The organism is Pseudomonas sp. Irchel 3E20 (genome assembly GCF_900187645.1).
Classification (GTDB): domain Bacteria; phylum Pseudomonadota; class Gammaproteobacteria; order Pseudomonadales; family Pseudomonadaceae; genus Aquipseudomonas.
Map to the genome: position 1 here is coordinate 179,343 of NZ_FYEE01000006.1, position 23,719 is coordinate 203,061.

Annotated in this window: 19 protein-coding genes and 3 pseudogenes; 15 read left to right on the top strand and 7 right to left on the bottom strand. The window is 63.2% G+C overall.

Annotated features, from left to right (window positions below; translation table 11 throughout):
- Window positions 1-15: 15 nt before the first annotated feature.
- On the bottom strand, window positions 16-957 hold the full coding sequence (locus CKW13_RS13720; protein ID WP_095109163.1) for an alpha/beta hydrolase: 942 nt from the start codon (window positions 955-957) through the stop codon (window positions 16-18).
- Between the two features lie 110 nt (window positions 958-1,067).
- Here CKW13_RS13720 and CKW13_RS13725 point away from each other — a divergent pair, with 110 nt between their 5' ends.
- Window positions 1,068-1,649 carry a DUF6436 domain-containing protein gene (locus CKW13_RS13725; protein ID WP_095109164.1) on the top strand — a complete coding sequence of 194 codons (582 nt, stop codon included), beginning with the start codon at window positions 1,068-1,070 and terminating at the stop codon, window positions 1,647-1,649.
- Window positions 1,650-1,753: 104 nt separating this feature from the next.
- Complete coding sequence (locus CKW13_RS13730; RefSeq protein ID WP_095109165.1) at window positions 1,754-4,144, top strand: penicillin acylase family protein; 2,391 nt, start codon at window positions 1,754-1,756, stop codon at window positions 4,142-4,144.
- 40 nt (window positions 4,145-4,184) lie between these two features.
- Here CKW13_RS13730 and CKW13_RS13735 read toward each other — a convergent pair.
- A pseudogene (locus tag CKW13_RS13735) lies at window positions 4,185-6,116 on the bottom strand (ATP-dependent DNA helicase RecQ).
- A 161-nt stretch (window positions 6,117-6,277) separates the two neighbouring features.
- Between CKW13_RS13735 and CKW13_RS13740 the strand changes: the two are divergent.
- Entirely contained in the window at window positions 6,278-7,363 is a 1,086-nt protein-coding gene (locus CKW13_RS13740) for a S8 family peptidase (protein ID WP_095109166.1), read from the top strand.
- Between the two features lie 63 nt (window positions 7,364-7,426).
- On the opposite strand, the gene CKW13_RS13745 is transcribed toward CKW13_RS13740, so the two are convergent.
- Together CKW13_RS13745 and hslO are read right to left on the bottom strand one after the other, a co-directional pair.
- Window positions 7,427-8,974, bottom strand: coding sequence for a phosphoenolpyruvate carboxykinase (locus tag CKW13_RS13745; protein ID WP_095109167.1), 1,548 nt, complete (start codon window positions 8,972-8,974; stop codon window positions 7,427-7,429).
- A gap of 179 nt (window positions 8,975-9,153) precedes the next feature.
- Entirely contained in the window at window positions 9,154-10,056 is a 903-nt protein-coding gene (gene hslO, locus CKW13_RS13750) for an Hsp33 family molecular chaperone HslO (RefSeq protein ID WP_095109168.1), read from the bottom strand.
- A 101-nt stretch (window positions 10,057-10,157) separates the two neighbouring features.
- On the opposite strand from hslO, the gene CKW13_RS13755 reads away from it, so the two are divergent.
- Window positions 10,158-10,958: a phosphatase PAP2 family protein gene (locus CKW13_RS13755; protein ID WP_095109169.1), complete on the top strand. Its 801-nt coding sequence runs from the start codon at window positions 10,158-10,160 to the stop codon at window positions 10,956-10,958.
- Between the two features lie 24 nt (window positions 10,959-10,982).
- Here CKW13_RS13755 and CKW13_RS13760 read toward each other — a convergent pair whose 3' ends face one another.
- The gene (locus tag CKW13_RS13760) at window positions 10,983-11,390 is read right to left on the bottom strand and encodes an RNA-binding S4 domain-containing protein (RefSeq protein WP_095109170.1); all 408 of its coding nucleotides are present in this window, start codon (window positions 11,388-11,390) and stop codon (window positions 10,983-10,985) included.
- Between the two features lie 234 nt (window positions 11,391-11,624).
- Here CKW13_RS13760 and CKW13_RS13765 point away from each other — a divergent pair, with 234 nt between their 5' ends.
- Entirely contained in the window at window positions 11,625-12,089 is a 465-nt protein-coding gene (locus tag CKW13_RS13765; protein ID WP_176465106.1) for an ATP-dependent zinc protease, read from the top strand.
- Window positions 12,086-12,991: a 30S ribosomal protein S6--L-glutamate ligase gene (rimK, locus tag CKW13_RS13770; RefSeq protein ID WP_095109172.1), complete on the top strand. Its 906-nt coding sequence runs from the start codon at window positions 12,086-12,088 to the stop codon at window positions 12,989-12,991. The genes CKW13_RS13765 and rimK overlap by 4 nt, the downstream gene beginning before the upstream one ends.
- Window positions 12,992-13,077: 86 nt before the next feature.
- Here rimK and CKW13_RS13775 read toward each other — a convergent pair whose 3' ends face one another.
- Together CKW13_RS13775 and ompR are read right to left on the bottom strand one after the other, a co-directional pair.
- Window positions 13,078-14,391, bottom strand: coding sequence for an ATP-binding protein (locus CKW13_RS13775; RefSeq protein WP_095109173.1), 1,314 nt, complete (start codon window positions 14,389-14,391; stop codon window positions 13,078-13,080).
- A gap of 116 nt (window positions 14,392-14,507) precedes the next feature.
- Complete coding sequence (gene ompR, locus CKW13_RS13780; protein WP_095109174.1) at window positions 14,508-15,248, bottom strand: two-component system response regulator OmpR; 741 nt, start codon at window positions 15,246-15,248, stop codon at window positions 14,508-14,510.
- Between the two features lie 360 nt (window positions 15,249-15,608).
- On the opposite strand from ompR, the gene CKW13_RS13785 reads away from it, so the two are divergent.
- The 9 genes and pseudogenes from CKW13_RS13785 to CKW13_RS13825 all read left to right on the top strand — a co-directional run.
- Window positions 15,609-17,933, top strand: a complete 2,325-nt coding sequence (locus CKW13_RS13785) for a Tex family protein (protein WP_095109175.1) — start codon at window positions 15,609-15,611, stop codon at window positions 17,931-17,933.
- On the top strand, window positions 17,933-18,316 hold the full coding sequence (locus tag CKW13_RS13790; RefSeq protein WP_095109176.1) for a PaaI family thioesterase: 384 nt from the start codon (window positions 17,933-17,935) through the stop codon (window positions 18,314-18,316). The genes CKW13_RS13785 and CKW13_RS13790 overlap by 1 nt, the downstream gene beginning before the upstream one ends.
- Window positions 18,317-18,531: 215 nt before the next feature.
- Window positions 18,532-20,115: a glutamate--cysteine ligase gene (gshA, locus tag CKW13_RS13795; RefSeq protein WP_095109177.1), complete on the top strand. Its 1,584-nt coding sequence runs from the start codon at window positions 18,532-18,534 to the stop codon at window positions 20,113-20,115.
- Window positions 20,116-20,359: 244 nt separating this feature from the next.
- Window positions 20,360-20,524: pseudogene (gene tauA / locus CKW13_RS13800) on the top strand (taurine ABC transporter substrate-binding protein); the annotation flags it as partial.
- 91 nt (window positions 20,525-20,615) lie between these two features.
- Window positions 20,616-21,395, top strand: coding sequence for a taurine ABC transporter ATP-binding subunit (tauB, locus tag CKW13_RS13805; RefSeq protein ID WP_095109178.1), 780 nt, complete (start codon window positions 20,616-20,618; stop codon window positions 21,393-21,395).
- On the top strand, window positions 21,392-22,234 hold the full coding sequence (gene tauC, locus CKW13_RS13810) for a taurine ABC transporter permease TauC (RefSeq protein WP_095109179.1): 843 nt from the start codon (window positions 21,392-21,394) through the stop codon (window positions 22,232-22,234). Before tauB ends, tauC begins: the two co-directional genes overlap by 4 nt.
- Before the next feature lie 42 nt (window positions 22,235-22,276).
- Window positions 22,277-23,113, top strand: a complete 837-nt coding sequence (gene tauD / locus CKW13_RS13815) for a taurine dioxygenase (protein ID WP_095109180.1) — start codon at window positions 22,277-22,279, stop codon at window positions 23,111-23,113.
- A gap of 74 nt (window positions 23,114-23,187) precedes the next feature.
- Window positions 23,188-23,433 (top strand): plasmid stabilization protein, encoded by a 246-nt coding sequence (locus CKW13_RS13820; protein WP_095109181.1) that lies wholly within the window; start codon window positions 23,188-23,190, stop codon window positions 23,431-23,433.
- Window positions 23,430-23,655: pseudogene (locus tag CKW13_RS13825) on the top strand (PIN domain-containing protein); the annotation flags it as partial. The gene CKW13_RS13820 and the pseudogene CKW13_RS13825, both read left to right, overlap by 4 nt.
- Between the last annotated feature and the right edge of the window lie 64 nt (window positions 23,656-23,719).

Here is a 23,719-nt window from a genome sequence, read left to right on the forward strand (position 1 = left end):
CCGGGGCGCCCCAAGTCAAAGGCCGCGGCCCTTGAGCCGCTTGCTCAAGAACGCAAAATACTCGTCGCGCAGGGCCTGGGTTTCATTGGCCAGGTGATGCCGCGCCGTGGGCAGCATCAACACCTGCGGGCGGTCGAATTTGTGCTTGAGCACCTCCAGGTTGTGTTGCCAGTCCACCGTCATGTCCGCTTGCCCCTGGACGATCAGCGGCCGCCGCGGGCTGCCCGGCAGCGCCTCGATGCGTTTGATCCAGCGCGCCAACGCGCCGACCCACGCGGTCGGCAGGCGCAAGGGTTGCAGCGGATCGGCCTGCAGGAACGCCAGGAACGCCGGGTCGTTGGAGTTTTCGCTGAACCGCCGGGCGATACCGTTGACGAAAGGTTTGAGCAGGTAATAGCTGAGCTGCGACCAGCCCCAGGCCCGCGGCCGCACCAGGGGCGAGAGCAGGATTACCTGGCCCTGGGCCGGGCTGCGGGCACCCTCGCTGAGCACATGGTCCACCACAATCGCCCCGCCCGTGCTCTGCCCGCACAGGTGCCAGGGCTGCGGCAGGTCGAGGGACTGCGCCTCGGCGAACAGGCCTTGCAGCGTCGCCTGGTACTCAGCGAAATCGGCGATGCTGGCACGCTCGCCGCTGGACAGCCCATGGCCCGGCAAGTCGCAGGCAATCACCACGAGCTGCTGCGCCAGCGCCCACTGGATGACGTGGCGATACAAGCCCATGTGGTCGTAAAAACCGTGCAGCAAAAACAGCGTGCCCCGCGCCTGCCGGGGTCGCCACACCTGGCTCACCACCTCGTAGCCACCTGCCGCAAAACACCCCAGGCCCGCTTCGCAGTCGGCCAGGTCCAACCCGTAGAAGTGCTGGTAGGCCCGGGCCTGTACCGACAACGGCTGCGCGGCGGCCAATGGTCGCAGGCTGGCACGTAGGGAATCGGGGTCGAAGGTCGCAGGCATAAGAGGTTCCAGACAAATGCGCCAGGCTGCGCAACAGACTTTATGGGCCTGCGATATTCATCTGTCGCGCCCGGCATGGCAAGCTACGCGACCTTCGAGGATTGATCCGCATGCGCCTGCCCTACCGCACAACCCTGATTGCCAGCCTGCTCGCCCTGGTGTGCGCGGCGACGCTCTGGGCCGCCTACCAATGGTTCCAGGAGCGCTATGTGCGCACCTTCAGCGAACACACGGCGGTGTTTTCCGGCGATGCCCTGCGCCTGCCCGCCGCCATCGATGGCCCGGGGCCGATCCGCCTCGTGCATTTCTGGGACCCGGCCTGCCCCTGCAACGTCGGCAACCAGCAGCACTTGAGCGAACTGATCGCGCATTTCGCGCCCCAGGGTGTGGCGTTCTACGCCGTGCAAAAACCTGGCAGCCAAGGCAAATTACCGGCCGACCTGAGCCAAATGACCTACCTCGACAGCCTGCCCGGCGCCGAGCAGATCCCCGCCAGCCCCGCCGTGGCGATCTGGAACCGCGATGGCAAACTGGCCTACTTCGGCCCGTACAGCGAAGGCCTGACCTGCAACTCCAGCAACAGCTTCATCGAGCCCATCCTCCAGGCCTTGAGCGAGAACCGCCCGGTCAACGCCACGCATACCCTGGCGGTGGGCTGCTACTGCCCGTGGACGGCGGTGCCGGCCGAGTAAGGCAATTGCGACTTTTCACGGACAAGCCTGCGCCACCGGGGTGGTTGTGCTAAATGTTCGCGGTTCGCGGGTGGCACCCCCATAAGAAACAACAAGGAGCTTCAATGAAACGCATCCTGACCCTCTTGGCCCTGCTACTGCTCGTACTCGCCCTGGGCGGTGGCTGGTACCTGTATGGCAAGCAGCCGTCGCGCCAGGGCCTGGTGGCGGTCAACGGCCTCAAGGATGCGGTCACCGTGCGCTACGACGAACGTGGCGTGCCCCACATCCGCGCCAGCAATGACCTCGACCTCTACCGCGCCCTGGGCTATGTGCACGCCCAGGATCGCCTGTTCCAGATGGAAATCATGCGGCGCCTGGCCCGGGGCGAACTGGCCGAGGTGCTGGGACCCAAACTGGTAGACACCGACAAACTGTTCCGCAGCCTGCGCATCCGCGAGCGCGCCGCTAGCTATGCCGCCAGCCTGGATCGCCAATCTGCCGCGTCGCAGGCCTTGCAGGCTTATCTGGACGGCATCAACCAATATCAGGATGCCCGACCGCACCCGCTGGAGTTCGATGTGCTAGGCATCACCCCGCGGCCCTTCACCGTGGAAGACACCATCAGCGTCGCCGGGTACATGGCCTACAGCTTCGCTGCCGCGTTTCGTACCGAGCCCTTGCTCACCTACATCCGCGACCAGGTGGGCCCCGACTACCTGGACGTCTTCGACCTGAGCTGGCAGCCCAAAGGCATGCTGGCCCAGGCTCCGGGCCTGAGCGCCGGGGACTGGCAGGACCTGAACGCCATCGCCCGTCTCAGCGAACAAGCCCTGGCCGACAATGGCTTGCCGCAGATGGAAGGCAGCAACGCCTGGGTGGTGGACGGCACCCGCAGCAAAAGCGGCAAACCGCTGCTGGCCGGCGACCCTCACATCCGCTTCTCGGTGCCGGCGGTGTGGTACGAGGCGCAGTTGTCCACGCCGGATTTTGAGCTATACGGCCATCACCAGGCCCTGGTGCCCTTCGCGTTCCTGGGCCACAACCGGGATTTCGGCTGGAGCCTGACGATGTTCCAGAACGACGACCTCGACTTGATCGCCGAGAAGGTCAACCCGGACAACCCCAACCAGGTCTGGTACCGCGAGCAATGGGTAGACCTGATCCGCAGCCAACAACAGATCGCGGTCAAGGGCCAGGCCCCAGTCACCCTGGAGCTGCGCCAATCACCCCATGGCCCGATCATCAACGACGTGCTGGGTGCCACGGCAGGCAAGACCCCCATCGCCATGTGGTGGGCCTTCCTGGAAACCCAGAACCCGATCCTTGAAGGCTTCTACCAGCTCAACCGCGCCGACACCCTGGCCAAGGCCCGCAGCGCGGCGGCCAAGGTCCATGCGCCGGGGCTGAACCTGGTGTGGGCCAATGCCCGCGGCGACATCGCCTGGTGGGCCGCGGCGCAGTTGCCCAAACGCGCAGCGGGGGCCAACCCGGCGTTCATCCTCGACGGCACTACGGCCCAGGCCGACAAGGAAGGCTTCTACCCGTTCAGCGCCAATCCGCAGGAAGAAAACCCGCCGCGCGGCTATATCCTCTCGGCCAACTACCAACCGGCTTCACCCACCGGCATGGAGATCCCTGGCTACTACAACCTCGCCGATCGCGGCCAACACCTGAACCGGCAACTGAGCGACGCCAGCATCAGTTGGGACTTGGAAAACAGCCAGAAACTGCAACTGGGCACCACCACCGCCTACGGCCCGCGCCTGTTGGCGCCTTTGCTGGCGGACCTGCGCGCCGAGGTCAAAGACCCGGCCCAACGCAAGCTACTGGAGCAACTGGCGCAGTGGCCGGGCGACTATCCGCTGGCATCCACCAGCGCGACGCTGTTCAACCAGTTTCTCTACAACCTCAGCGATGCCGTGTTTCGCGATGAGTTGGGCGACAGCTTTTTCGACACCCTGCTCTCGACCCGGGTGATCGACGCCGCATTGCCGCGCCTGGCCGCCACCGTCGACTCGCCCTGGTGGGACAACCGCCACACGCCAGCCAAGGAAACCCGCGCCCAGATCGTGCTGCTGGCCTGGCAGAACAGCATCGCCCACCTGAGCGCCACCCTGGGCGACGACCCCGGCCAATGGCAGTGGGGCAAGGCCCACACCCTGACCCACAGCCATCCACTGGGCACGCAAAAACCGCTAGATCGGCTGTTCAATGTCGGCCCGTTCGCCGCGCCGGGCAGCCACGAAGTGCCGAACAATCTCTCGGCCAAAATCGGCCCCGCGCCATGGCCGGTCACCTACGGCCCCTCGACCCGGCGCCTGATCGACTTCGCCGACCCGGCCCACAGCTTGACCATCAACCCGGTCGGCCAGAGTGGCGTACCGTTCGACAAGCACTACGGCGACCAGGCCGAGGCGTACATCGAGGGCCTCTATCAACAGGCCCATTTCAGCGAAGAAGAAGTCAGCGCCAACACCCGCAGCACCCTGCGCCTGCTGCCTGCGAAGTTGTAGCCCCGCTGGCTACGACAACAGCGGCGGCGGGTGACAGGCCTCAGCCCGGCAACTGGCCTTCGACCCACGCACGCACCTGCGCGTAAGGGTAATCCTCCAGCGCCGCGAACCCGGGGATCGCGCGGGCCTTGAGCTTGGTGAACAGCGGCGCGCTGATGCCGCCCAGGAAGCGCGTCAGCAATTCGCTGCTGGGCTCAAGCCCCGTGTGCTGCTGGTGCCTGTGGATAAATGTGCCGCACAGCACCGCGAAGTTTTTATCCACAAGCGCGGGCAACTCGGGCGGCGCCGGCAAATGCGCGACCTGGCCATGGCACACCGAGCAGTGGCCGCAGCGTTGCGGCGCCTGCTCGTCGCCAAAGTAGCGGGCCAGGCGATGGCCCAGGCACTGCTCAGTGGCGAACAGGTCGAGCATGGCGTGGATGCGTGCAATTTCCCCGCGTTCGTGGCGGGTAAAGTAGGCGTGCAGTTCGGCGCTCAGGGCTGGCGCATCGAAATCCGCCAGCACGCTGTAAACCTCGGTCATCTGCTTGCTTTCCAGCTCCACCCAGCCCTTTTCCTGGAAGTAATCCAGCGCCTTGACCACCCGGTTGCGCTCGGCGCCGTACTGCTCGTAGAGCGCGTCGAAATTCACCGTGGCCCAGGTCCGGGCGCGGCTAGAGGTGTGGATGATCGCCGCCACGAAGTCGCGTCGCTCGCCCTCGAAACGCGTCAGCAATGCCTCTGGTTCAAGGAGTAATTTGAAGCGATATTCGGCGAAATAGGCGTAACGCGGGGCGATCAACCCCCGTAATTCCAACTGCACCAGCAAGGTCTTGAGGGGCAGTTGGCGGATGTTGCTCTGGTCTGCCAGCGGCCCCAGCAAAAATTCCCACTGGCCGTCCGGTGCGGCGCCTTGCAGTTCTTCCAGCACACAGCGGATGCCGCTCAACTCCGGAGTGTCGCCGTAGACGAAGTTTTCCAGCACATTGAGGCTGTCGCGGTTGGCCAGCACCAGGCAATCGCAGGGCTGGCCATCGCGGCCGGCGCGGCCGATTTCCTGGCTGTAGTTCTCGATGGATTTGGGCAGGTCAAAATGCACCACGTTGCGGATATCGCTTTTGTCGATGCCCATGCCGAACGCGATGGTGGCGACGATGCAACCGGCCTGGCCCGCCATGAACTGGCGCTGGATGGCCTCGCGCCGCTCATGGGGCAACCCGGCGTGATAAGCCTGGGCGGCGATACCGTGCTGGCTCAGGTGTTCGGCAATCTGCTCGGCGGTTTATTGCAGCGTGACGTAGACGATGCTCGCCTGCCCTGCTCGCGCGCTCATCCACTGCACCAGCCGCCGACGCTTGTCCTGGCCGCTTACCGGCTCCACCAGCAGGTTGAGGTTGGGCCGGTAGAAACCGGTGGTCACCACGTCGGCGGGGGCGATAGCGAACTTGGCCTGCATGTCGGCAATTACCTGCGGCGTCGCGGTGGCGGTGAGCAGCAAGGCCTGGGGGATAGCGAACTGGCGTTGGTAGTCCGGCAGCTTCAGGTAATCCGGGCGGAAGTTGTGGCCCCACTCCGAAATACAGTGCGCCTCATCGATCACCAACAGAGAAATCTGCACCTGTTGTAGGAAGTTACGAAAGCGTTCGTTCTTCAGGCGCTCCACGGAGATCATCAGGATCTTTAACTCACCGGACCGCGCCCGCGCCATCACCGCACTGGCGTCTTCACGGCTCTGCACCGAATCGATACTCGCCGCCGCAATGCCGTGGCGTTGCAAGAACGCCAACTGGTCCTGCATCAATGCCAAGAGCGGCGACACCACCAGTGTCAGATGCGGCAGCAGCAACGCCGGTAACTGGTAGCACAGAGATTTACCGGAGCCCGTAGGAAATATCGCCGCCACCGAACGCCCGGCCAATACCGCACTGACCGCCGCCTCCTGGCCAGGGCGAAACTGTGGATAACCGAAAACCCGCTCGAGGGTGCTGTACATAAGGTCGCGGCTCCAAAAAGTCGAAAAAAGGGCGGAATACGGCTCCACACGCTGAAACAAAACCAACGACATAACCACTGCACCACCCCTGGCAACCGGGGCTAAGATTCGCCCACATCGCGGCTGGAAGCCCGAAGCACATCAACCTAAAGGAATGAACCATGCACACCCCCCTCTTGAGTGCCCGACCGTACAAGCCCGGCTTTTTACCATGGATAAGCCTGGCGGGCTTGTCGCTGACCCTGACCGGATGCCTGACCGTGCCCCAACAACCTGTCATCGAGCCTGAGGCTCCCAACTTCGAAACCCCTGAATACATCGAGCAAAAAGCCCTGACCGTCATCAAGGCCTCCGCCTTGTACGCCCGCGGCGGCACCGGCCAGGGCGTGAAGGTGGCCCTTGTCGATTCGGGCCTCAATGCCGACCTGCCGGAATTCAAGGGCCGCATCGGCCACCCGGGCTACGACTATGTCGAAGACCGCCCCGGCACCATCGACAGGCTGGGCCACGGCACGCAGATGGCCGGCATCCTGGCGGCCAACAAGGACGGTGCCGGCATGCACGGCGTAGCGTTCAACGCGCAACTGATCCCGCTGCGCTTCGGTGACGACAACGAGCCGTTTTTCTTCGACAGCGAGATCGCTCAATCCTGGCAGTTCGGCTTCGACCAAGGCGCGCGGATCTTCAGCAACGCCTGGGCCAATGCGATCCCGGCCACGGAAATCACCGAAGCCCGCTACAAGCAGGTGATGCCGCAATCCCTGGAGATGGCGCGCAAACTGGTGGCCGAGGGCGCGGTGTTTGTCTTCCCCACCGGCAATGAACTCAAACGCGAACCCCTGGCCGAACCCGGCTTGCCGCTGGCCATCCCGGAGCTGGAAAAAGGCTGGATAGCGGTCATCGCCCTCAAACGCGACGGCACCGTGGTCAATGCCAAATCCAACTACTGCGGCGTGGCCGCGGCCTGGTGCATCGCCGTCCCCGGTGGCGATTCCGGCAATGACATGGGCCTGACCACCACCGCCAAGGACGGTGGCTATACCCAGACCGCCGGCACCTCTCCGGCCACGGCCATCGTTAGTGGCGCACTGGCCGCGCTGCAAAGCCGCTACCCGCACCTCAGCCCGCAGCAGATCCGCGATCGGCTGCTCAGCACCGCCAATCGCACCGGCATCTACGCCAACAGCGAGGCCTATGGCCGGGGCTTAATGGACCTGGAAGCGGCCTCGCGCGGCGAACTGCCGTAGTTTTCAATGACCGAAAAAAACCGCCCCGAAGGGCGGTTTTTTCGTTGCGCTAGCGCGAAGTCATTACAACTTCGGGCCGGCGGCCTTGATGGCGTCGCTGACGTCGAACTTCTTGAAGTTCTCGACGAACAGGGCGGCCAATGCCTTGGCGGCTTCGTCGTAGGCAGCCTTGTCGGCCCAGGTGTTGCGTGGGTTCAACAGGCCAGTTTCAACGCCCGGTACGGCCAGCGGCACGTCGAGGTTGATGGTGTCCAGGTGCTCAGTCTCGGCACCCACCAGAGCACCGCTCTGGATGGCGGCGATAACACCACGGGTGGTCGGGATGTTGAAACGCTTGCCCACACCGTAGCCACCGCCGGTCCAACCGGTGTTGACCAGGTACACCTTGGAGCCGAAGCCACGGATGCGCTTAATCAGCAGCTCAGCGTATTCGCCGGCCGGACGCGGGAAGAACGGCGCGCCGAAGCAGGTGGAGAAGGTGGACTTGATGCCACTGCCCGAACCCATTTCAGTCGAACCCACCAAGGCGGTGTAGCCGGACAGGAAGTGGTAGGCCGCCTGTTCTTCGCTGAGGATCGACACTGGCGGCAGTACGCCAGTCAGGTCGCAGGTCAGGAAGATCACCGCGTTGGGCTCGCCGCCCAGGTTCAGCGGGGCGCGTTTTTCGATCAGTTCACGTGGGTAGGCCGCACGGCTGTTCTGGGTCAGGCTGTCGTCGGCGTAGTCGGCCTTCTTGTTCGCATCGAGTACGACGTTTTCGAGCACGGCGCCGTGCTGGATGGCTTTCCAGATGACCGGCTCGTTCTTCTCGGACAAGTCGATGCACTTGGCATAGCAACCGCCTTCGATGTTGAACACCACGCCAACGCCCCAGCCGTGTTCGTCGTCACCGATCAGGTAACGGCTTTCGTCGGCCGACAGGGTGGTTTTGCCGGTGCCAGACAGGCCGAAGAACAGGGTCACGTCGCCCGCCTCGCCCATGTTGGCGGCGCAGTGCATCGGCAGCACGTCGACCGCTGGCAGCAGGAAGTTCTGTACCGAGAACAGGGCTTTTTTCATTTCGCCGGCGTAACGCATACCAGCGATAAGCACTTTGCGAGCGGCGAAGTTGAGAATCACGGTGCCGTCGGAATTGGTGCCGTCACGTTCCGGAACGCATTCGAACTCGGGCACGTTGAGGATCTGCCACTCAGCCTTGCCACCGGCGTTGTACTGGCCGGCTTCGGGGTTGATGAACAGGCAGCGGCCGAAAAGGTTGTGCCAGGCAGTACCGGTGGTCATCTTGACCGGCAGGTAGTGCGCAGGATCGGAACCTACATGGACGTGGGAAACAAAGCGCTCGCGTTCGCCGATGAAGGCTTCAACGCGGTCCCACAGGGCATCGAACTTGTCAGCCGGGAACTTGCGGTTGATCGGGCCCCAGGCGATGGCGTCCTGGGTGGAAGGTTCTTCAACGATGAAACGGTCGACTGGCGAGCGGCCAGTGCGGTGGCCGGTGCGGACAACCAGGGCGCCGGTGTCGGACAGCTCGCCTTCACCGCGGTTCAAGGCTTCTTTAACCAGATCGTCGACACTCAGATCGGTGTACACGGCGTTGTTGGCTTGCGTCATGAGGTTCCCCGTCGGCCAGTGGCCGAGTGCTCCAAACGTTTTGTAGTAGAAAGTTGTGCACTACTACCGCGAAAAAAGTGGGCCGGATTATGCCAGAAACACCCAAAAAAAGTAGGGTCCTCCCGTCAGTACGGCCTCATTTGAACAAATGTCAGGTAAATCACCTGCGCTGAAACGTTTTAGTGGCGAGTATCCGAGGGTGTGTCTACGCCTGCTCCAGCGAATAATTGAGCGACATCGGCGGCATCGAACAGGTAGCGCTCGTTGCAGAACTGACAGTCGATCTCGATGTGGCCGCCGTGTTCGACCACCAATTGCTGTGCATCTTCCAGGCCCAGGCTAACCAGCGCAGTGCCGGAACGGTCCCGCGAGCAACTGCAATGAAAGTGCAGGTGCTGTGGATCGAACAAGCGCACCTGCTCTTCGTGGTAGAGGCGGTGCAGCACGGTTTCGTTGTCCAGACCCAGCAACTCGTCGGCGGTCAGGGTGCCGCCCAGGGTGGTGATGTGTTGCCAACTGGCGGCGCGGTCGTCTTCGTCCTTGATCCGGTCGGCCGGCAGTTGCTGCAACAGCAGGCCGCGCGCGCGGCGCCCGTCGGCATACAGCCAGAAACGCGTGCCCACCTGCTGGGACATGACGAAGTAATTGGTGAAGCACTCGGACAGGGTCGCGCCATCGAGGTCGACGATGCCCTGGTAGCGCTGGCCCTGGGTCGGGTCGACCGTCAGCGCAAGGACGCCGCCGGGCATCAGGTCGGCCAGGGTCGCGTCCGGAGCGATGCGGTCCGCTTCGTAACGGGCCAGGCCACGGATTTCGCGCTCGCTGGAGCACTCGATCATCAGCATCGGCACCGGCCCTTCGGAGCGGGCCTGGAGGATCAGCAAACCGTCGAACTTCAAGGTGCCAACCAGCAGCGACGCCGCCGCCATCAACTCACCGAGCAGTTGCGCGACAGGCTCCGGGTAAGGGTGTTTGGCGAGAACTTCGGCATAGCTACGTTCCAACGCAACCAGCTCGCCGCGAGTGTCGCTGTCATCAAAGATGAAGCGTTGGGTGAAGTCGGTATCTGGTAGATCGGTCATAGGTTTGGGTATCTGAAGTAATGACAAAATGTGTACGAGAGGCGAAAATCACGGACTAGCACCATTTTGGTGCATGAATGTTCGGCCACGGGAGGCATTTTATGAACAATCCGGGTTTGTTCCAAGCAAGGTGGAACCTCGGTCGCTTGGCGTTGTGTAACTTACTACCTCTTGCACTGCTGTGTTTTTGGTTGTGGCCTACGGGCCAGATGCTCTGTGTCATTTTCGACGAGTGGCTGTTCGGCCTGCTCAATGCGCCATTGGCGACCCATCCGGCCTGGTTGCACACCTGGGCCGTCGCCAGCCTGCGCCCGTTCGACGCGGTAGTGGGGGTGATCCTACTGGCGCTGCTGATTCGCGGTGACTGGGTGTTCAAGGCCATCCATGTGCGCCAGGCGTTCTTTGGCTTCCTCGCCATCCTGCTGCTGTTGCTGTTTGTGCGCATGCTGTTTTCCAAACTAGCCGCCCAGATGGGCTGGCAGCACCACAGCCCGTCCATGGTGATCGAAGGCGCGGTGCGCATGAGCGACTATTTCCCGGGCCTGGAAAAAACCTGGGAGCTCAAGGACCGTTCCAGCCAGAGCTTCCCCGGTGACCACGCCTCAGTGCTGATTATCTGGGCGCTGTTCATGGGCCTGTTCAGCCGCACGCTGGGGCAACGCCTGGTGGTCTGGGGCCTGGCGATCCTGTTCATGCTGCCGCGCCTGGTAGCTGGCGCCCATTGGGGCCAGGACGACTATATAGGCGGTGTCCTGCTGGCGGTGCTGGCCCTCGGCTGGGGTTACTACACGCCCTTCGCGGCCAAGGTCTCGGGGGCGCTGTTGCGGGTCAGCGAGCCGCTGTTCCGGCTGCTGGGGCATATCCCCATGGTCTCGCGCCTGAGTGTGGTACGCACCGCGTGAGTTAGGCCCCCTGTGGCTGGCCGGTCAATCGGCGTGACTGGCGCCACGGAACTTGAACAGGTCGCGGCGCTGCTTCTTGCTCGGCTTGCCATCGGTGCTCACCCCCAGGGCACCGGCCTTGCGCATGGCCGCGGCAGCTTCGCGCTTGGCGATGCTCGCCTCGGTCTCGGCGTATAGCGCCTGGGCCTCGGGCGCGCCTCGGCGCACGATCGACAACGCCAAAACCACCACCGTGCGCTCATCGAGCCCGGCGCGGATCTGGAACTCATCGCCCACCCGAGGCTCTTTGCCGGGCTTGCAGCGCTCGCCGCGCCAATGCACTTTGCCGCTCTCGATGGCCGCCTTGGCCAGGGCGCGGGTTTTGAAAAAACGCGCCGCCCACAACCACTTATCCAGACGAACCTTGTCATCCTCTTCGCTTTTTTGTGCCATCGGAATTCCTCATTCTGAAATATTTCCGAACTGTACTACCGTTTCTGTTGTGCCATGACTGACACCCGCTCGGTTTAGAATGCCGCGCCCCAGCCCGACGCTTGAGGGCGGGCACTGCGGGCCGTAGATATCTGTCGCCTTTTACCCATTATTCTGCGTGAATACCGCAAATTCGGCCGCTTGCGGCGCGAACGGTTTTTTACGGGTTGAGCCTATTTGAAGACTTTTGACCATTTGACCGTTGTCGGCCTACGCGAGTGGGTCGCCCTACCCGACCTGGGAGTGGCAGGCCTGCGGGCGAAGATCGACACCGGCGCCAGCACTTCCAGCCTACACGCCACCGAAATCGAACCCTTCGAGCGCGGCGGCGAAAAATGGGTGCGCTTCAACGCCCACTTGGGCACCGTGGTGCAGCTGCGCCATCGCCACTGTGAAGCGCCGCTGGTGGCGATCAAGACGATAAAAAGCTCCAACGGCCATGCGCAAGTGCGGTATGTCATCCGCACCCCCCTGGCCCTGGGCGATCGCGTCTGGCAGGTGGAATTCACCCTCGCCTGCCGCAAGTCCATGCGCTACCGCTTACTACTCGGTTCCAAAGCCCTGATCGCCGGCCAATTGGTGGTTAATCCGGGCCTCAAGTACGTTCAAGACAAACCGGTATTTCCGGCCTCCACTACCTCTGCCACAGGTGTTGCATGAAGATCGCTGTGCTGTCGCGTAACCCGCGTCTGTATTCCACCCGTCGCTTGGTTGAAGCGGGGACCGAGCGCGGCCATGAGATGGTGGTGATCGATACCCTGCGTGCTTATATGAACATCGCCAGCCACAAGCCACAGATCCATTACCGTGGCAAACCGCTGGAAGGCTTCGACGCGGTGATCCCACGGATCGGCGCCTCGGTGACGTTCTACGGCTGCGCGGTGTTGCGTCAGTTTGAAATGATGGGCGTATTCCCCCTCAATGAGTCCGTGGCCATCGCCCGCTCGCGGGACAAACTGCGCTCGCTGCAACTGCTGTCGCGGCGTGGCATTGGCCTGCCGGTGACCGGGTTTGCCCACTCGCCAGACGACATTCCCGACCTGATCGAAATGGTCAACGGCGCGCCGCTGGTCATCAAGGTGCTCGAAGGCACCCAGGGTATCGGCGTGGTGATGTGCGAAACGGCGACGGCGGCGGAGTCGGTGATTGAGGCGTTCATGGGCCTCAAGCAGAACATCATGGTGCAGGAATACATCAAGGAAGCGGGCGGCGCGGACATCCGCTGCTTCGTGGTGGGCGACAAGGTGATCGCAGCAATGAAGCGTCAGGCCAAGCCCGGCGAGTTCCGTTCCAACCTGCACCGTGGCGGCAGCGCCAGCCTTATCAAAATCACTCCGGAAGAACGCATGACCGCCCTGCGGGCAGCCAAGGTCATGGGCTTGAGCGTGGCAGGCGTCGATATCCTGCGCTCCAACCACGGGCCCCTGGTGATGGAGGTGAACTCCTCACCCGGCCTGGAAGGCATCGAGACCACCACCAACAAGGACGTGGCGGGAATCATCATTCAGCACTTGGAAAAGAATGGCGGGCCGAACATGACCCGAACCAAAGGAAAAGGATAACGGCAAGGTTTTAGCTGCAAGCTGCAAGAGGAAAGCAAGGCATGGCACCTCTCTTGCAGCTCATCGCTCGCCGCTTGCAGCTGCCGTCAAACTGCATCTCGCGGCAGCATGAGCCCCAACGGCAAGCGCACCCGTGCTTCCAGGCCACCACCGGTGCGGTTGCGCAGTTCGACATTACCGCCGTGCATCGACGCGATGCGCTTGACGATGGCCAGCCCCAAACCTGTGCCTTTACCGCCCCGGGCGCGGTCGCCACGGGTGAAGGGATTGAAGATGGCTTCCAACTCCGACTGATCGATACCCGCACCGCGGTCCATGACACTGAGCACCACATACGGTGCATTGGTGTCGCCCGAAACATAAGCCGCGACTTCAACTCCCGTACCGGCGTGGTGCAAGGCATTGCCGATCAGATTGTTCAATAGCCGCTTCATGGACACACGGCGCAGCGGAAACGGCTGGATCGGCTCCAGGCACAGACGTACGCGCTCTTCATTCTGGTTGTAGGGGGCCGCAACCTCGCGCACCAGATCACTGAGGTCGACTTCCTCTACCGACTCGTCACGACCGTCGCGAATAAATGCCAGAAACTGGTCAAGAATTGCGTCCATGTCCTCGATATCGCGCACCATTTCGTCGCTCAAGTCGCTGTGGTCGCCCATCAGTTCCAGGGACAAACGCAGGCGCGTCAAGGGCGTGCGCAGGTCGTGAGACACGCCAGCGAGCATCAGCTCACGCTCACGCCCAGCCTGTTCGACATCCTCGGCCATCTGATTGAACGCACGGTACACCTCGGCCATCTCGCTCGGGGTGTCGCTGATGGGCAAGCGCACGCTGCGGCCCTGGCCGAGTTGGCGGGCGGCATATACCAGCCTCCTGAGGGGTTGGTTGAGTTGGCTGACGAAGATCCAGGCAGACGCAGTGGACAACAGGCCGATGGCCAGGAACCAGCCCAAGACGTTCCAGATTTTCTGACCACGCAATGGGTGCGGATAAAGCGGCACCTTCAGCCAGCCATCCCCCAGGCTCGGCGCCCGTACCCACAGCGCTGGGGGTGCCTGCATGCGCAAGCGCACCTCGGTGTCAGCGCCCAGCTCAGACTGCATTTGGCGCTGATAGGCCTCGCTGTAGGGCCAATGCTGCTCGCCTTCCGGCACACCGGCGCCTACCACGCGGATCAGCCCAGCGACATCGGCGATTTTTTCGCGGTTGGCTTCGTCAGCAGCCCAGTAAGCACGCAAGGTCAAGGCAACCCCGTGGCTGTACTGTCGGTCTACCAGCACGTCCTCGTTCATCAACAGATAAACCAAGGTGAGTGCCTTGGAGAACAGGACGACAATGAGCACCAGCCAAAGGGTGCGCGAGAAAAAACTTTGGGGGAACCACAGTGGGGTCTTCATAGACGACAGCTACACACTTTGCAGGAGCGAGCAGCGCTCGCAAAATTGCGGAGGGCGACCTGCGGGGCTACCGGTATCCGACAGGGCCCGAAAAGCTCACTCCTACAAATCACCGGTCACTTGGTCGCAGTGCCATCCGGGACAAACACGTAGCCGACACCCCAGACAGTCTGGATGTAGCGTGGCTTGGACGGGTCAGGCTCGATCATCCGGCGCAGACGGGAAATCTGTACATCGATAGAACGCTCCAAGGCATCCCATTCGCGACCGCGGGCCAGGTTCATCAGTTTGTCGCGGGTCAGCGGCTGGCGGGCGTTCATCACCAGAGCCTTGAGCACGGCGAACTCACCCGTGGTGAGCATATGTACTTCGTCGCCACGCTTGAGTTCGCGGGTTGCCAGGGAGAGTTCGTAATCGCCGAAGGTCACACTCTCGTCTTCGCTACCCGGCGCGCCAGGTACCGGTGCCGACTGACGGCGCAACACCGCTTTGACGCGAGCCATCAACTCATCCGGGTTGAACGGCTTGGCCAGGTAATCGTCGGCGCCTTTTTCAAGGCCATTGATCCGGCTCAGCTCATCGCCCTTGGCGGTCAGCATGATGATCGGAATTTGGTTCTTGAGGCTGCGCATGCGTTTGAGGGCGCTGAGGCCATCTTCGCCGGGCATCATCAAGTCGAGTACCACCAGGTTGAACACCTCGCGGGCCAGCAGACGATCCATTTGCTCGGTGTTCGGCACCGCGCGTGCGCGATAGCCCTTGCTGACGAAAAAACGCTCCAGCAGGCTGCTCAGCCCCGGATCGTCGTCAACGATGAGAATTTTTTCGCCTTCAGCAGTGTGTGCAGTGCTGCTCATTGGATGCTCCTGTGATCTCGGCGCGCATTATGGCGTAGCTGCCGTTATACGCACCGTGTGCATTGTTAGCAGATTTTTCCTCTGGCGCCAGCAATCCAGCCATTGTGCCTACGCGGTGCAATGCCCCCGAAGCACAGATCGCTGGTTATAATGCGCCGCCTTTTGTGTAGGGCAATGTCTGATCGTTACTGTCGGTGGCCGTTATCCATTTTCACGGGTCGCGCAGTAAACGTTCGATTTCACGGGTCCACAGGCTGCCTGTCGATCCAGGCAGCGGTGCCGGCCAGGCCGCTCAACCAGGCGCGCGCCCCCCTTAAGCCGGTGGTGCGGGCCTGCTTTCACAATTTTTCAGGTGGTTTTATGGACAGCATCAACAGCCGCATCGCCGAGGAACTCGGTGTCCGCCCGCAACAGGTCGAAGCGGCCGTCGCCCTACTGGATGAGGGCTCCACGGTGCCCTTTATCGCCCGTTACCGTAAAGAAGTGACCGGCAGCCTCGATGACATCCAATTGCGGCACCTGGAAGAGCGCCTGCGTTACCTGCGAGAACTCGACGAACGGCGCGTCAGTATCCTCGCCAGCATCGAGGAGCAGGGCAAGCTGACCCCGGAACTGGCCCGCGATATCAAACTCGCCGACACCAAGACCCGCCTCGAAGACCTTTACCTGCCGTTCAAGCAAAAGCGCCGCACCAAGGGCCAGATCGCCCTGGAAGCGGGCCTGGGCGATTTGGCCGACGGCCTGTTCAACGACCCGACGCAAACCCCGGAAACCGAGGCCGCACGCTTCGTCAACGCGGAAAAAGGTGTAGCCGATGTCAAGGCCGCCCTCGAAGGCGCCAAGTACATCCTCATGGAGCGCTTCGCCGAAAACGCCAACCTCCTGGAAAAACTGCGCAACTACCTCAAGCAGGAAGCCACCCTCAGTGCCCGCGTGATCGTTGGCAAGGAAGAGGAAGGCGCCAAGTTCCGCGACTATTTCGAGCACGACGAACCGCTCAAGAGCATGCCATCGCACCGCGCCCTGGCGATTTTCCGGGGCCGCAACGAGGGCATCCTCAGCTCCGCGCTCAAGGTCGGCGACGAATTGCCGGGCACCATGCACCCGTGCGAAGGCATGATCGGCCAGCAGTTCGGCATCCAGAACCAGAACCGTCCTGCCGACAAATGGTTGGGTGAAGTGGTGCGCTGGACCTGGAAGGTCAAGCTCTACACCCACCTGGAAACCGACCTGCTGGGCGAGTTGCGCGACGGCGCCGAAACCGAGGCGATCAACGTCTTCGCCCACAACCTGCACGACCTGCTGCTGGCCGCCCCCGCCGGGCCGCGCGCCACCCTGGGCCTGGACCCGGGCCTGCGCACCGGCTGCAAGGTGGCGGTGGTCGATGCCACCGGCAAACTGCTGGACCACGCCACCGTCTACCCCCACGTGCCGCACAACAAATGGGACCAGACCCTGGCCATCCTCGCCGCTCTGTGCGCCAAGCACGCAGTGGACCTGATCGCCATCGGCAACGGCACCGCCAGCCGCGAAACCGACAAGTTGGCCGCCGAGCTCATCAAGAAGTACCCGGCGATGAAAATGACCAAGGTCATGGTGTCCGAGGCGGGCGCTTCGGTGTACTCGGCCTCGGAGCTGGCCTCCAAGGAATTCCCGGATCTCGACGTGTCGATCCGTGGTGCGGTGTCCATTGCCCGGCGCCTACAAGACCCGTTGGCGGAATTGGTGAAAATCGACCCGAAATCCATTGGTGTCGGCCAGTACCAGCACGACGTGTCGCAGTTGAAACTGGCCCGCGGCCTGGATGCCGTGGTCGAAGACTGCGTGAACGCCGTGGGCGTGGACGTCAATACCGCCTCCGTGGCGCTGCTGGCGCGCATCTCCGGCCTCAACGCCACCCTGGCGCAGAACATCGTCACCCACCGCGATGAGAACGGCGCCTTCAAGACCCGCGCCGCACTGAAAAAAGTCTCGCGCCTTGGGGAAAAAACCTTCGAGCAAGCGGCAGGCTTCCTGCGCGTGATGAATGGTGACAACCCGCTGGACGCCTCGGCGGTCCACCCCGAGGCTTATCCGCTGGTACAGCGCATCGCCGCCGAAACCGAGCGCGATATCCGCTCGCTGATCGGCGATGCCGCGTTCCTCAAGCGCTTGGACCCAAAAAAGTACACCGACGAAACCTTCGGCGTGCCGACCATCACCGACATCCTGCAAGAGCTTGAAAAACCAGGGCGCGACCCCCGGCCCGAGTTCAAGACCGCCGAATTCCAGGACGGCGTCGAGGACCTCAAGGACCTGCAACTGGGCATGATCCTCGAAGGCGTCGTCACTAACGTCACCAACTTCGGTGCGTTCGTGGATATCGGCGTTCATCAGGACGGTCTGGTGCATATCTCTGCATTATCGGAGAAGTTCATCAAAGATCCGCGCGAAGCGGTAAAGGCTGGCGACGTGGTCAAGGTCAAGGTCATGGAGGTCGATATCCCGCGCAAACGCGTGGGCCTGTCGATGCGCATGGGCGACACTCCGGGCGAGAAAATCGACGGCGCCCGTGGCTCGCGCCCAGGCTCTGCACCGCGCCAGTCCCAAGGCAGCGCGCCACGCAAGGAAGCACCAGCGCCGGCGGCGAGCAACAACGCCATGGCATCGCTGTTCGCCAACGCCAAGCAGTTGAAGAAGCGTTGATGGCCGCCCCCGCCGAGGTGGTGCAAAGCGCATTCAGCCAACTGCTGGGCTGCCGCTTGCTGCGCCTGGAGGGCGGTGTGGCCGAAGTCGCCCTGGCGCTGGCGCCAGAACTGCGCAACCGCGGTGGCAAGTTGCATGGCGGGGCGCTGTTCAGCCTGGTGGATATCGCCATGGGCCTGGCGTGTTCCAGCAGCCACGGCTTTGACCAGCAGAGCGCCACTATCGAGTGCAAGATCAACTACATCCGCGCCGTGGACAGCGGCGAGGTGCAGTGCATCGCGCGGGTCATCCACCCGGGCCGGCGCACGCTGGTGGTCGAAGCCGAGGTGATGCAGGGCGACAAACTGGTCGCTAAGGCGCAAGGCACCTTCGCAACGCTATAGCTGCCGGTCATGGATTTGGGTTAATTTCGGCGCTGCAAATGCGGCGTCGGAATTTTCTTCATCCGCAGTAGCCAATTTCACGAATGGAAGTCGGCATTTTCAATGCGGGCCGATCCGGCTCTAAAACCAGGCGAAAACGCCAGTTTCTACTTCACCCTTGTAGACCGTCCTGCCCACCCCCATATTGGGGCGACTGACGCGTGAAGGAATCCAACTTGAGCGAACTTCTCAACCGCCGCCTGGCCCTGCTCAGCGAGCACGCCAACCTTTCGGTGCTCCAACAGTGCCTGCACGGTATCGAACGCGAATGCCTGCGCGTCACCGAGGCCGGCCGCCTGGCCCAGACGCCGCACCCCGAAGCCCTGGGCGCCGCGCTGACCAACGAACTGATTACCACCGACTATTCCGAGTCGCTGCTGGAATTCATCACCCCGGCCCTGCCCGACCCGGCAGACACCCTGGCCAGCCTCGACAAGATCCACCGTTTCGCCTACAGCAAGCTCGGCGACGAGTACCTGTGGAGTCCATCGATGCCGTGCCCGTTGCCGGCCGAGGAAGATATCCCGATCGCCTATTACGGCACCTCCAACATCGGCCAGCTCAAGTACGTCTACCGCAAGGGCCTGGCGCTGCGCTACGGCAAGACCATGCAGTGCATCGCCGGGATCCACTACAACTTTTCCCTGGCGGAAAAAATCTGGCCGCTGCTCAAGCAGGCCGAAGGTTTTGTCGGCACCGACCGCGACTATCAGTCGGCCGCCTATATCGCCGTGATCCGCAATTTCCGCCGTTATAGCTGGCTGCTGATGTACCTGTTCGGTGCCTCGCCGGCGCTGGACGCCGGTTTCCTGCGGGGCCGCGCCCACCAGCTCGAACAGTGGGACGCCGACACCCTCTACCTGCCCCATGCCACCAGCCTGCGCATGAGCGACCTGGGTTACCAGAGCAACGCCCAGGCTGGCCTCACGCCCTGCTACAACGACCTGGAAAGCTACACCGACAGCCTACGCAAGGCCGTGGCCACGCCCTACGCGCCCTACGTCGAAATCGGCACCCATCAGGACGGTGAGTGGGTGCAGCTAAACACCAACATCCTGCAGATCGAAAACGAGTACTACTCCAACATCCGCCCCAAGCGCGTCACCTACACCGGCGAGCGGCCGATCCAGGCCCTCATGGCGCGCGGCATCCAGTACGTCGAAGTACGTTGCCTGGACATCAACCCGTTCCTGCCGATGGGCATCGACCTGCCGCAGTCGCGCTTCCTCGATGCGTTTTTGCTGTATTGCGCCCTGAACGAGAGCCCGCTGTTCCAGAACAACGAATGCGGCAACTGCACCTCCAACTTCCTCAGCGTGGTCAAGGAAGGCCGCCGCCCGGGCCTGCAATTGCAGCGCAATGGCCAGGCCGTGGACCTCAAGGAATGGGCCGCCGAGTTGCTGGAGAACATCGCCCCGCTGGCCGCCCTGCTCGACCAGAGCCACGGCGGCAACGCCCACAGTAAGGCCCTGGATGCGCAAATGGCGAAGGTCCGCGACCCGTCGCTGACCCCCTCGGCCCAGGTCCTGGCCGCCATGGCCGAGCACCAGGAAAGCTTCACCCAGTTCTCCATGCGCCAGAGCCAGGCCCACGCCGAATTCTTCCGCCGCGAGCCGTTGAGCACCGAGGACCAGGCCCGCTTTGAAGAACTGGCCCGCAGCTCCCTGGCCCAGCAAACCGAACTGGAGCAAACCGAGGTGGGCGATTTCGACGTATTTGTCGGTTCCTACCAGGCGAGCATTCTGGCCATCAGTAACTGACGGTGGGAGCTGGCCGGGCGGCGCTCCGCTCGCGCTCGCGGCCTCCTTGCCAGTACATATGCAGCGCCTGCCCCAGCCTTATCGCGAGCAGGCTCGCTCCCACAGGTTAAGCGCTGGCACAAAACCCCCACCGCCGCGCGCCTTGCTCATAAGCTAATTCTAAAAAGTTATTTATTTTTGAATTCTTAGATCATTTAGTCTCCTCATCAGCCGAAACCTCGGCCGCCTGATGAGGAGCTTCACGATGAAACTGCACGCCCCCCTTCGCCTCCTGGCGGCCCTAACCCTGGCGGCGGCCAGCCTGTTCGCCCACGCGGCGGACCTCACCGTCGCGTACCACACCACCGTGGCCCCAGCCACAGTCGCCCGGGCCGACGGCAGCTATGCAAAAGCCACCCACGCGCCCCTCAAGGCGCAGGGCAAGGTGCAAGCCGTGCTGCCGGACTACGCGCCCTACGTCAGCGCCCTGTTCATCCCCAACTGACCCGGAGTACACCGCGATGGCCTTGTTAGAACTGGAGCGCATCAGCGCACAGTACCCGGGCAGCCCCGAGCCGGTGCTGGCCGACATCACCCTCAACCTGGGGCCCCGGCAACTGCTGGTGGCCCTGGGCCCATCCGGCAGTGGCAAAACCTCGCTGTTGAACCTGATTGCCGGTTTCGTCACCCCCAGCGCCGGGCGCATCACCCTCGACGGCGTGCCCGTGCAAGGCCCCAGTGCCGAGCGCGGCGTGGTGTTCCAGGACGATGCTCTGCTGCCCTGGCAGGACGTGCTTGCCAACGTCGGTTTCGGCCTGGAACTGGCCGGCGTGCCCCGCGTACAACGGGACAGCCGCGCCCGCGAGATGCTGGCCCTGGTGGACCTGGCCGGGTTCGACCAACGGCGTATCTGGCAGCTCTCCGGCGGGCAGAAACAGCGCGTCGGCCTAGCTCGCGCCCTGGCCGCCGACCCGCGTGTGCTGCTGATGGATGAGCCGTTCGGTGCCCTCGATGCCTTCACCCGCGAACAGATGCAGGAGTTGCTCCTGCAAGTCTGGCGGCGCACCGCCAAACCGGTGTTCCTGATTACCCACGACATCGAAGAAGCGGTGTTCCTGGCCACCGACCTGATTTTGCTGGCGCCCAACCCCGGGCAGATTGTCGAGCGCCTGAGCCTGGATTTCGGCCAGCGCTACGCCGCCGGCGAATCGGCGCGGGCGATCAAGTCCGACCCGCGCTTTATCGAAACCCGTGAGCATGTGCTAAGCCGCGTGTTCTCCCAACGCCAGGAGCGCGCATGAGCAGCTACGAACTCCCCGCCACCGTCGCCAAACCTGCCGGCCACGCGGCACCCGCCGGCGCCCCGCGCCGCAGCCTCGGCACCCGCACCATCAGCGTGCTGACGCTGTTGGCGCTGCTCGCCCTGTGGTGGGCGGTGACCGCCAGCGGCCTGATCGAGCCTTTGTTTTTGCCGCCGCCCTCGGCCGTTCTGCAAAAGGGCTGGTTGCTGGCCACCAGCGGCTACATGGATTCCACCCTGTGGCAGCACCTGGCCGCGAGCCTGGGGCGCATCGGCCTGGGCCTGGGCTTTGCCGTGCTCACCGCCGTGCCGGTGGGCATCGCCATCGGCCACAACCGTATCGCCCGCGGCATCCTCGACCCGCTGATCGAGTTCTACCGGCCGATTCCGCCCCTGGCCTACCTGCCGTTGATCGTCATCTGGTGCGGCATTGGCGAGTTGTCCAAGGTGCTGCTGATTTACCTGGCGATCTTCGCCCCGATCGCCATCGCCACCGCCACCGGCGTGCGCACCGTGGACCCGGCGAAACTGCGCGCCGCGCAATCGCTGGGTGCCACCCGCACACAACTGATTCGCCATGTGATCCTGCCCAGCGCCCTGCCCGACATCCTCACCGGCGTGCGCATCGGCCTGGGTGTGGGCTGGTCCACCCTGGTGGCCGCCGAACTCATCGCCGCCACCAGTGGCCTGGGTTTCATGGTGCAGTCGGCGGCGCAATTTCTGGTCACCGATGTGGTGGTGCTGGGGATTCTGGTCATCGCCCTGATTGCCTTCGCCATGGAAATGGGCCTGCGCGCCCTGCAACGCAAACTGGTGCCGTGGCACGGCCAGGCCCATTAATCACCGCCGAGCGCTCGGCGCCACACACTCAAAGGGAACCCCATGAGCAGCCTGACCATCACCCCTATAAGCCTGGCCCTCGGCGCGCAGATCAGCGGCGTCGACGTCAGCGCACCGCTGAACCTGGAACAACGGGACGCCATTGAGCAGGCGCTGCTCAAGCACCAGGTGTTGTTTTTCCGCGATCAGCCGATCACACCTCAGCAGCAAGCGCGATTTGCGGCGAACTTCGGCGATCTGCACATTCACCCGATCTACCCCAACGTGCCGGAACAGCCCGAAGTGCTGATCCTCGACACCGCCGTCACCGACGTGGGCGACAACGCCATCTGGCACACCGACGTGACCTTCCTGCCCAACCCGGCCATGGGCGCGGTGCTCAGCGCCAAACTGCTGCCCGCCGTGGGCGGCGATACCTTGTGGGCCAGCGGCATCGCGGCATTCGAGGCACTGTCCAAACCCTTGCAAAACCTGCTCACCGGGCTGACGGCAACCCACGATTTCACCCGCTCCTTCCCGGTGGAGCGCTACGGCACCACCCCCGCCGACCTGGCGCGTTGGGAAGAAGCACGCCAGAAAAACCCGCCCGTGTCCCACCCCGTGGTACGCACCCACCCGGTCAGCGGGCGCAAGTCCCTGTTCGTCAGCGAGGGCTTCACCAGCCGCATCAACGAACTGAGCGGCAGCGAAAGCGAAACCCTCCTCAAATTCCTTTTCGCCCACGCCACCCGCCCCGAATTCATCGTGCGCTGGCGCTGGCAGGCCAACGACATCGCCTTTTGGGACAACCGCGTCACCCAGCACTACGCCGTGGACGACTACCGCCCGCAGCGTCGGGTGATGCAGCGAGCGACGATTTTGGGGGATGTGCCGTTTTAGCCGGCAAATGACCAACGGCAAGCCGCCGGCCCGCTGACAGCGCAATGACTTCATTGATTGCAGCGGGAGGCACCATGGCGAGTCTGACTATTCGCAACCTAGACGACCGCGTGAAAGAGCAACTGCGGGTCGAGGCAGCGCACAGCGGTCATTCCATGGAAGAAGAGGCCCGCTTGATTTTGCACAAGGCACTGAACAAGGCGGCCAGCGGCGATGGCTTGGGCAGCCGCATTCGCGCGCGGTTCGCCGAGGTGGGTGGCGTGGAACTTGATCTGCCCGCGCGCAGCGACGCGCCCCGCGTGGTGGACCTGGGACAATGATTGTGCTCGACACCAACCTACTTTCCGAGCTGATGCGGCCACCACCCGCGCTCGTCGTTTCGCTTTGGGTAGAGCAGCAAGTAGCCAGTGATCTGTACATCAGCGCCATCACCATGGCGCAGATTCTCCACGGCATCGAGCGTCTGCCGCCCGGCAAACGCCGCAGCAGCCTGCTGGACGCCGCACGGGGGCATGTTCGAGGAGGATTTCGCTGATCGTATCCGCCGGAACGTCTGGACAGCCCGCGGTCAGCTTCCTGGCAAGCCTTTAGACCGCCATCACCACA

Coding starts and splice junctions, on each gene's coding strand:
- CKW13_RS13730 (WP_095109165.1), top strand. CDS start 1,754: ATGAAACGCATCCTGACCCTCTTGGCCCTGCTACTGCTCGTACTCGCC.
- tauD (WP_095109180.1), top strand. CDS start 22,277: ATGAGCAGCCTGACCATCACCCCTATAAGCCTGGCCCTCGGCGCGCAG.
- CKW13_RS13790 (WP_095109176.1), top strand. CDS start 17,933: ATGGCCGCCCCCGCCGAGGTGGTGCAAAGCGCATTCAGCCAACTGCTG.
- CKW13_RS13755 (WP_095109169.1), top strand. CDS start 10,158: ATGAACAATCCGGGTTTGTTCCAAGCAAGGTGGAACCTCGGTCGCTTG.
- CKW13_RS13785 (WP_095109175.1), top strand. CDS start 15,609: ATGGACAGCATCAACAGCCGCATCGCCGAGGAACTCGGTGTCCGCCCG.
- rimK (WP_095109172.1), top strand. CDS start 12,086: ATGAAGATCGCTGTGCTGTCGCGTAACCCGCGTCTGTATTCCACCCGT.
- tauC (WP_095109179.1), top strand. CDS start 21,392: ATGAGCAGCTACGAACTCCCCGCCACCGTCGCCAAACCTGCCGGCCAC.
- tauB (WP_095109178.1), top strand. CDS start 20,616: ATGGCCTTGTTAGAACTGGAGCGCATCAGCGCACAGTACCCGGGCAGC.
- CKW13_RS13820 (WP_095109181.1), top strand. CDS start 23,188: ATGGCGAGTCTGACTATTCGCAACCTAGACGACCGCGTGAAAGAGCAA.
- CKW13_RS13725 (WP_095109164.1), top strand. CDS start 1,068: ATGCGCCTGCCCTACCGCACAACCCTGATTGCCAGCCTGCTCGCCCTG.
- CKW13_RS13720 (WP_095109163.1), bottom strand. CDS start 957: ATGCCTGCGACCTTCGACCCCGATTCCCTACGTGCCAGCCTGCGACCA.
- hslO (WP_095109168.1), bottom strand. CDS start 10,056: ATGACCGATCTACCAGATACCGACTTCACCCAACGCTTCATCTTTGAT.
- CKW13_RS13740 (WP_095109166.1), top strand. CDS start 6,278: ATGCACACCCCCCTCTTGAGTGCCCGACCGTACAAGCCCGGCTTTTTA.
- CKW13_RS13775 (WP_095109173.1), bottom strand. CDS start 14,391: ATGAAGACCCCACTGTGGTTCCCCCAAAGTTTTTTCTCGCGCACCCTT.
- CKW13_RS13760 (WP_095109170.1), bottom strand. CDS start 11,390: ATGGCACAAAAAAGCGAAGAGGATGACAAGGTTCGTCTGGATAAGTGG.
- CKW13_RS13745 (WP_095109167.1), bottom strand. CDS start 8,974: ATGACGCAAGCCAACAACGCCGTGTACACCGATCTGAGTGTCGACGAT.
- ompR (WP_095109174.1), bottom strand. CDS start 15,248: ATGAGCAGCACTGCACACACTGCTGAAGGCGAAAAAATTCTCATCGTT.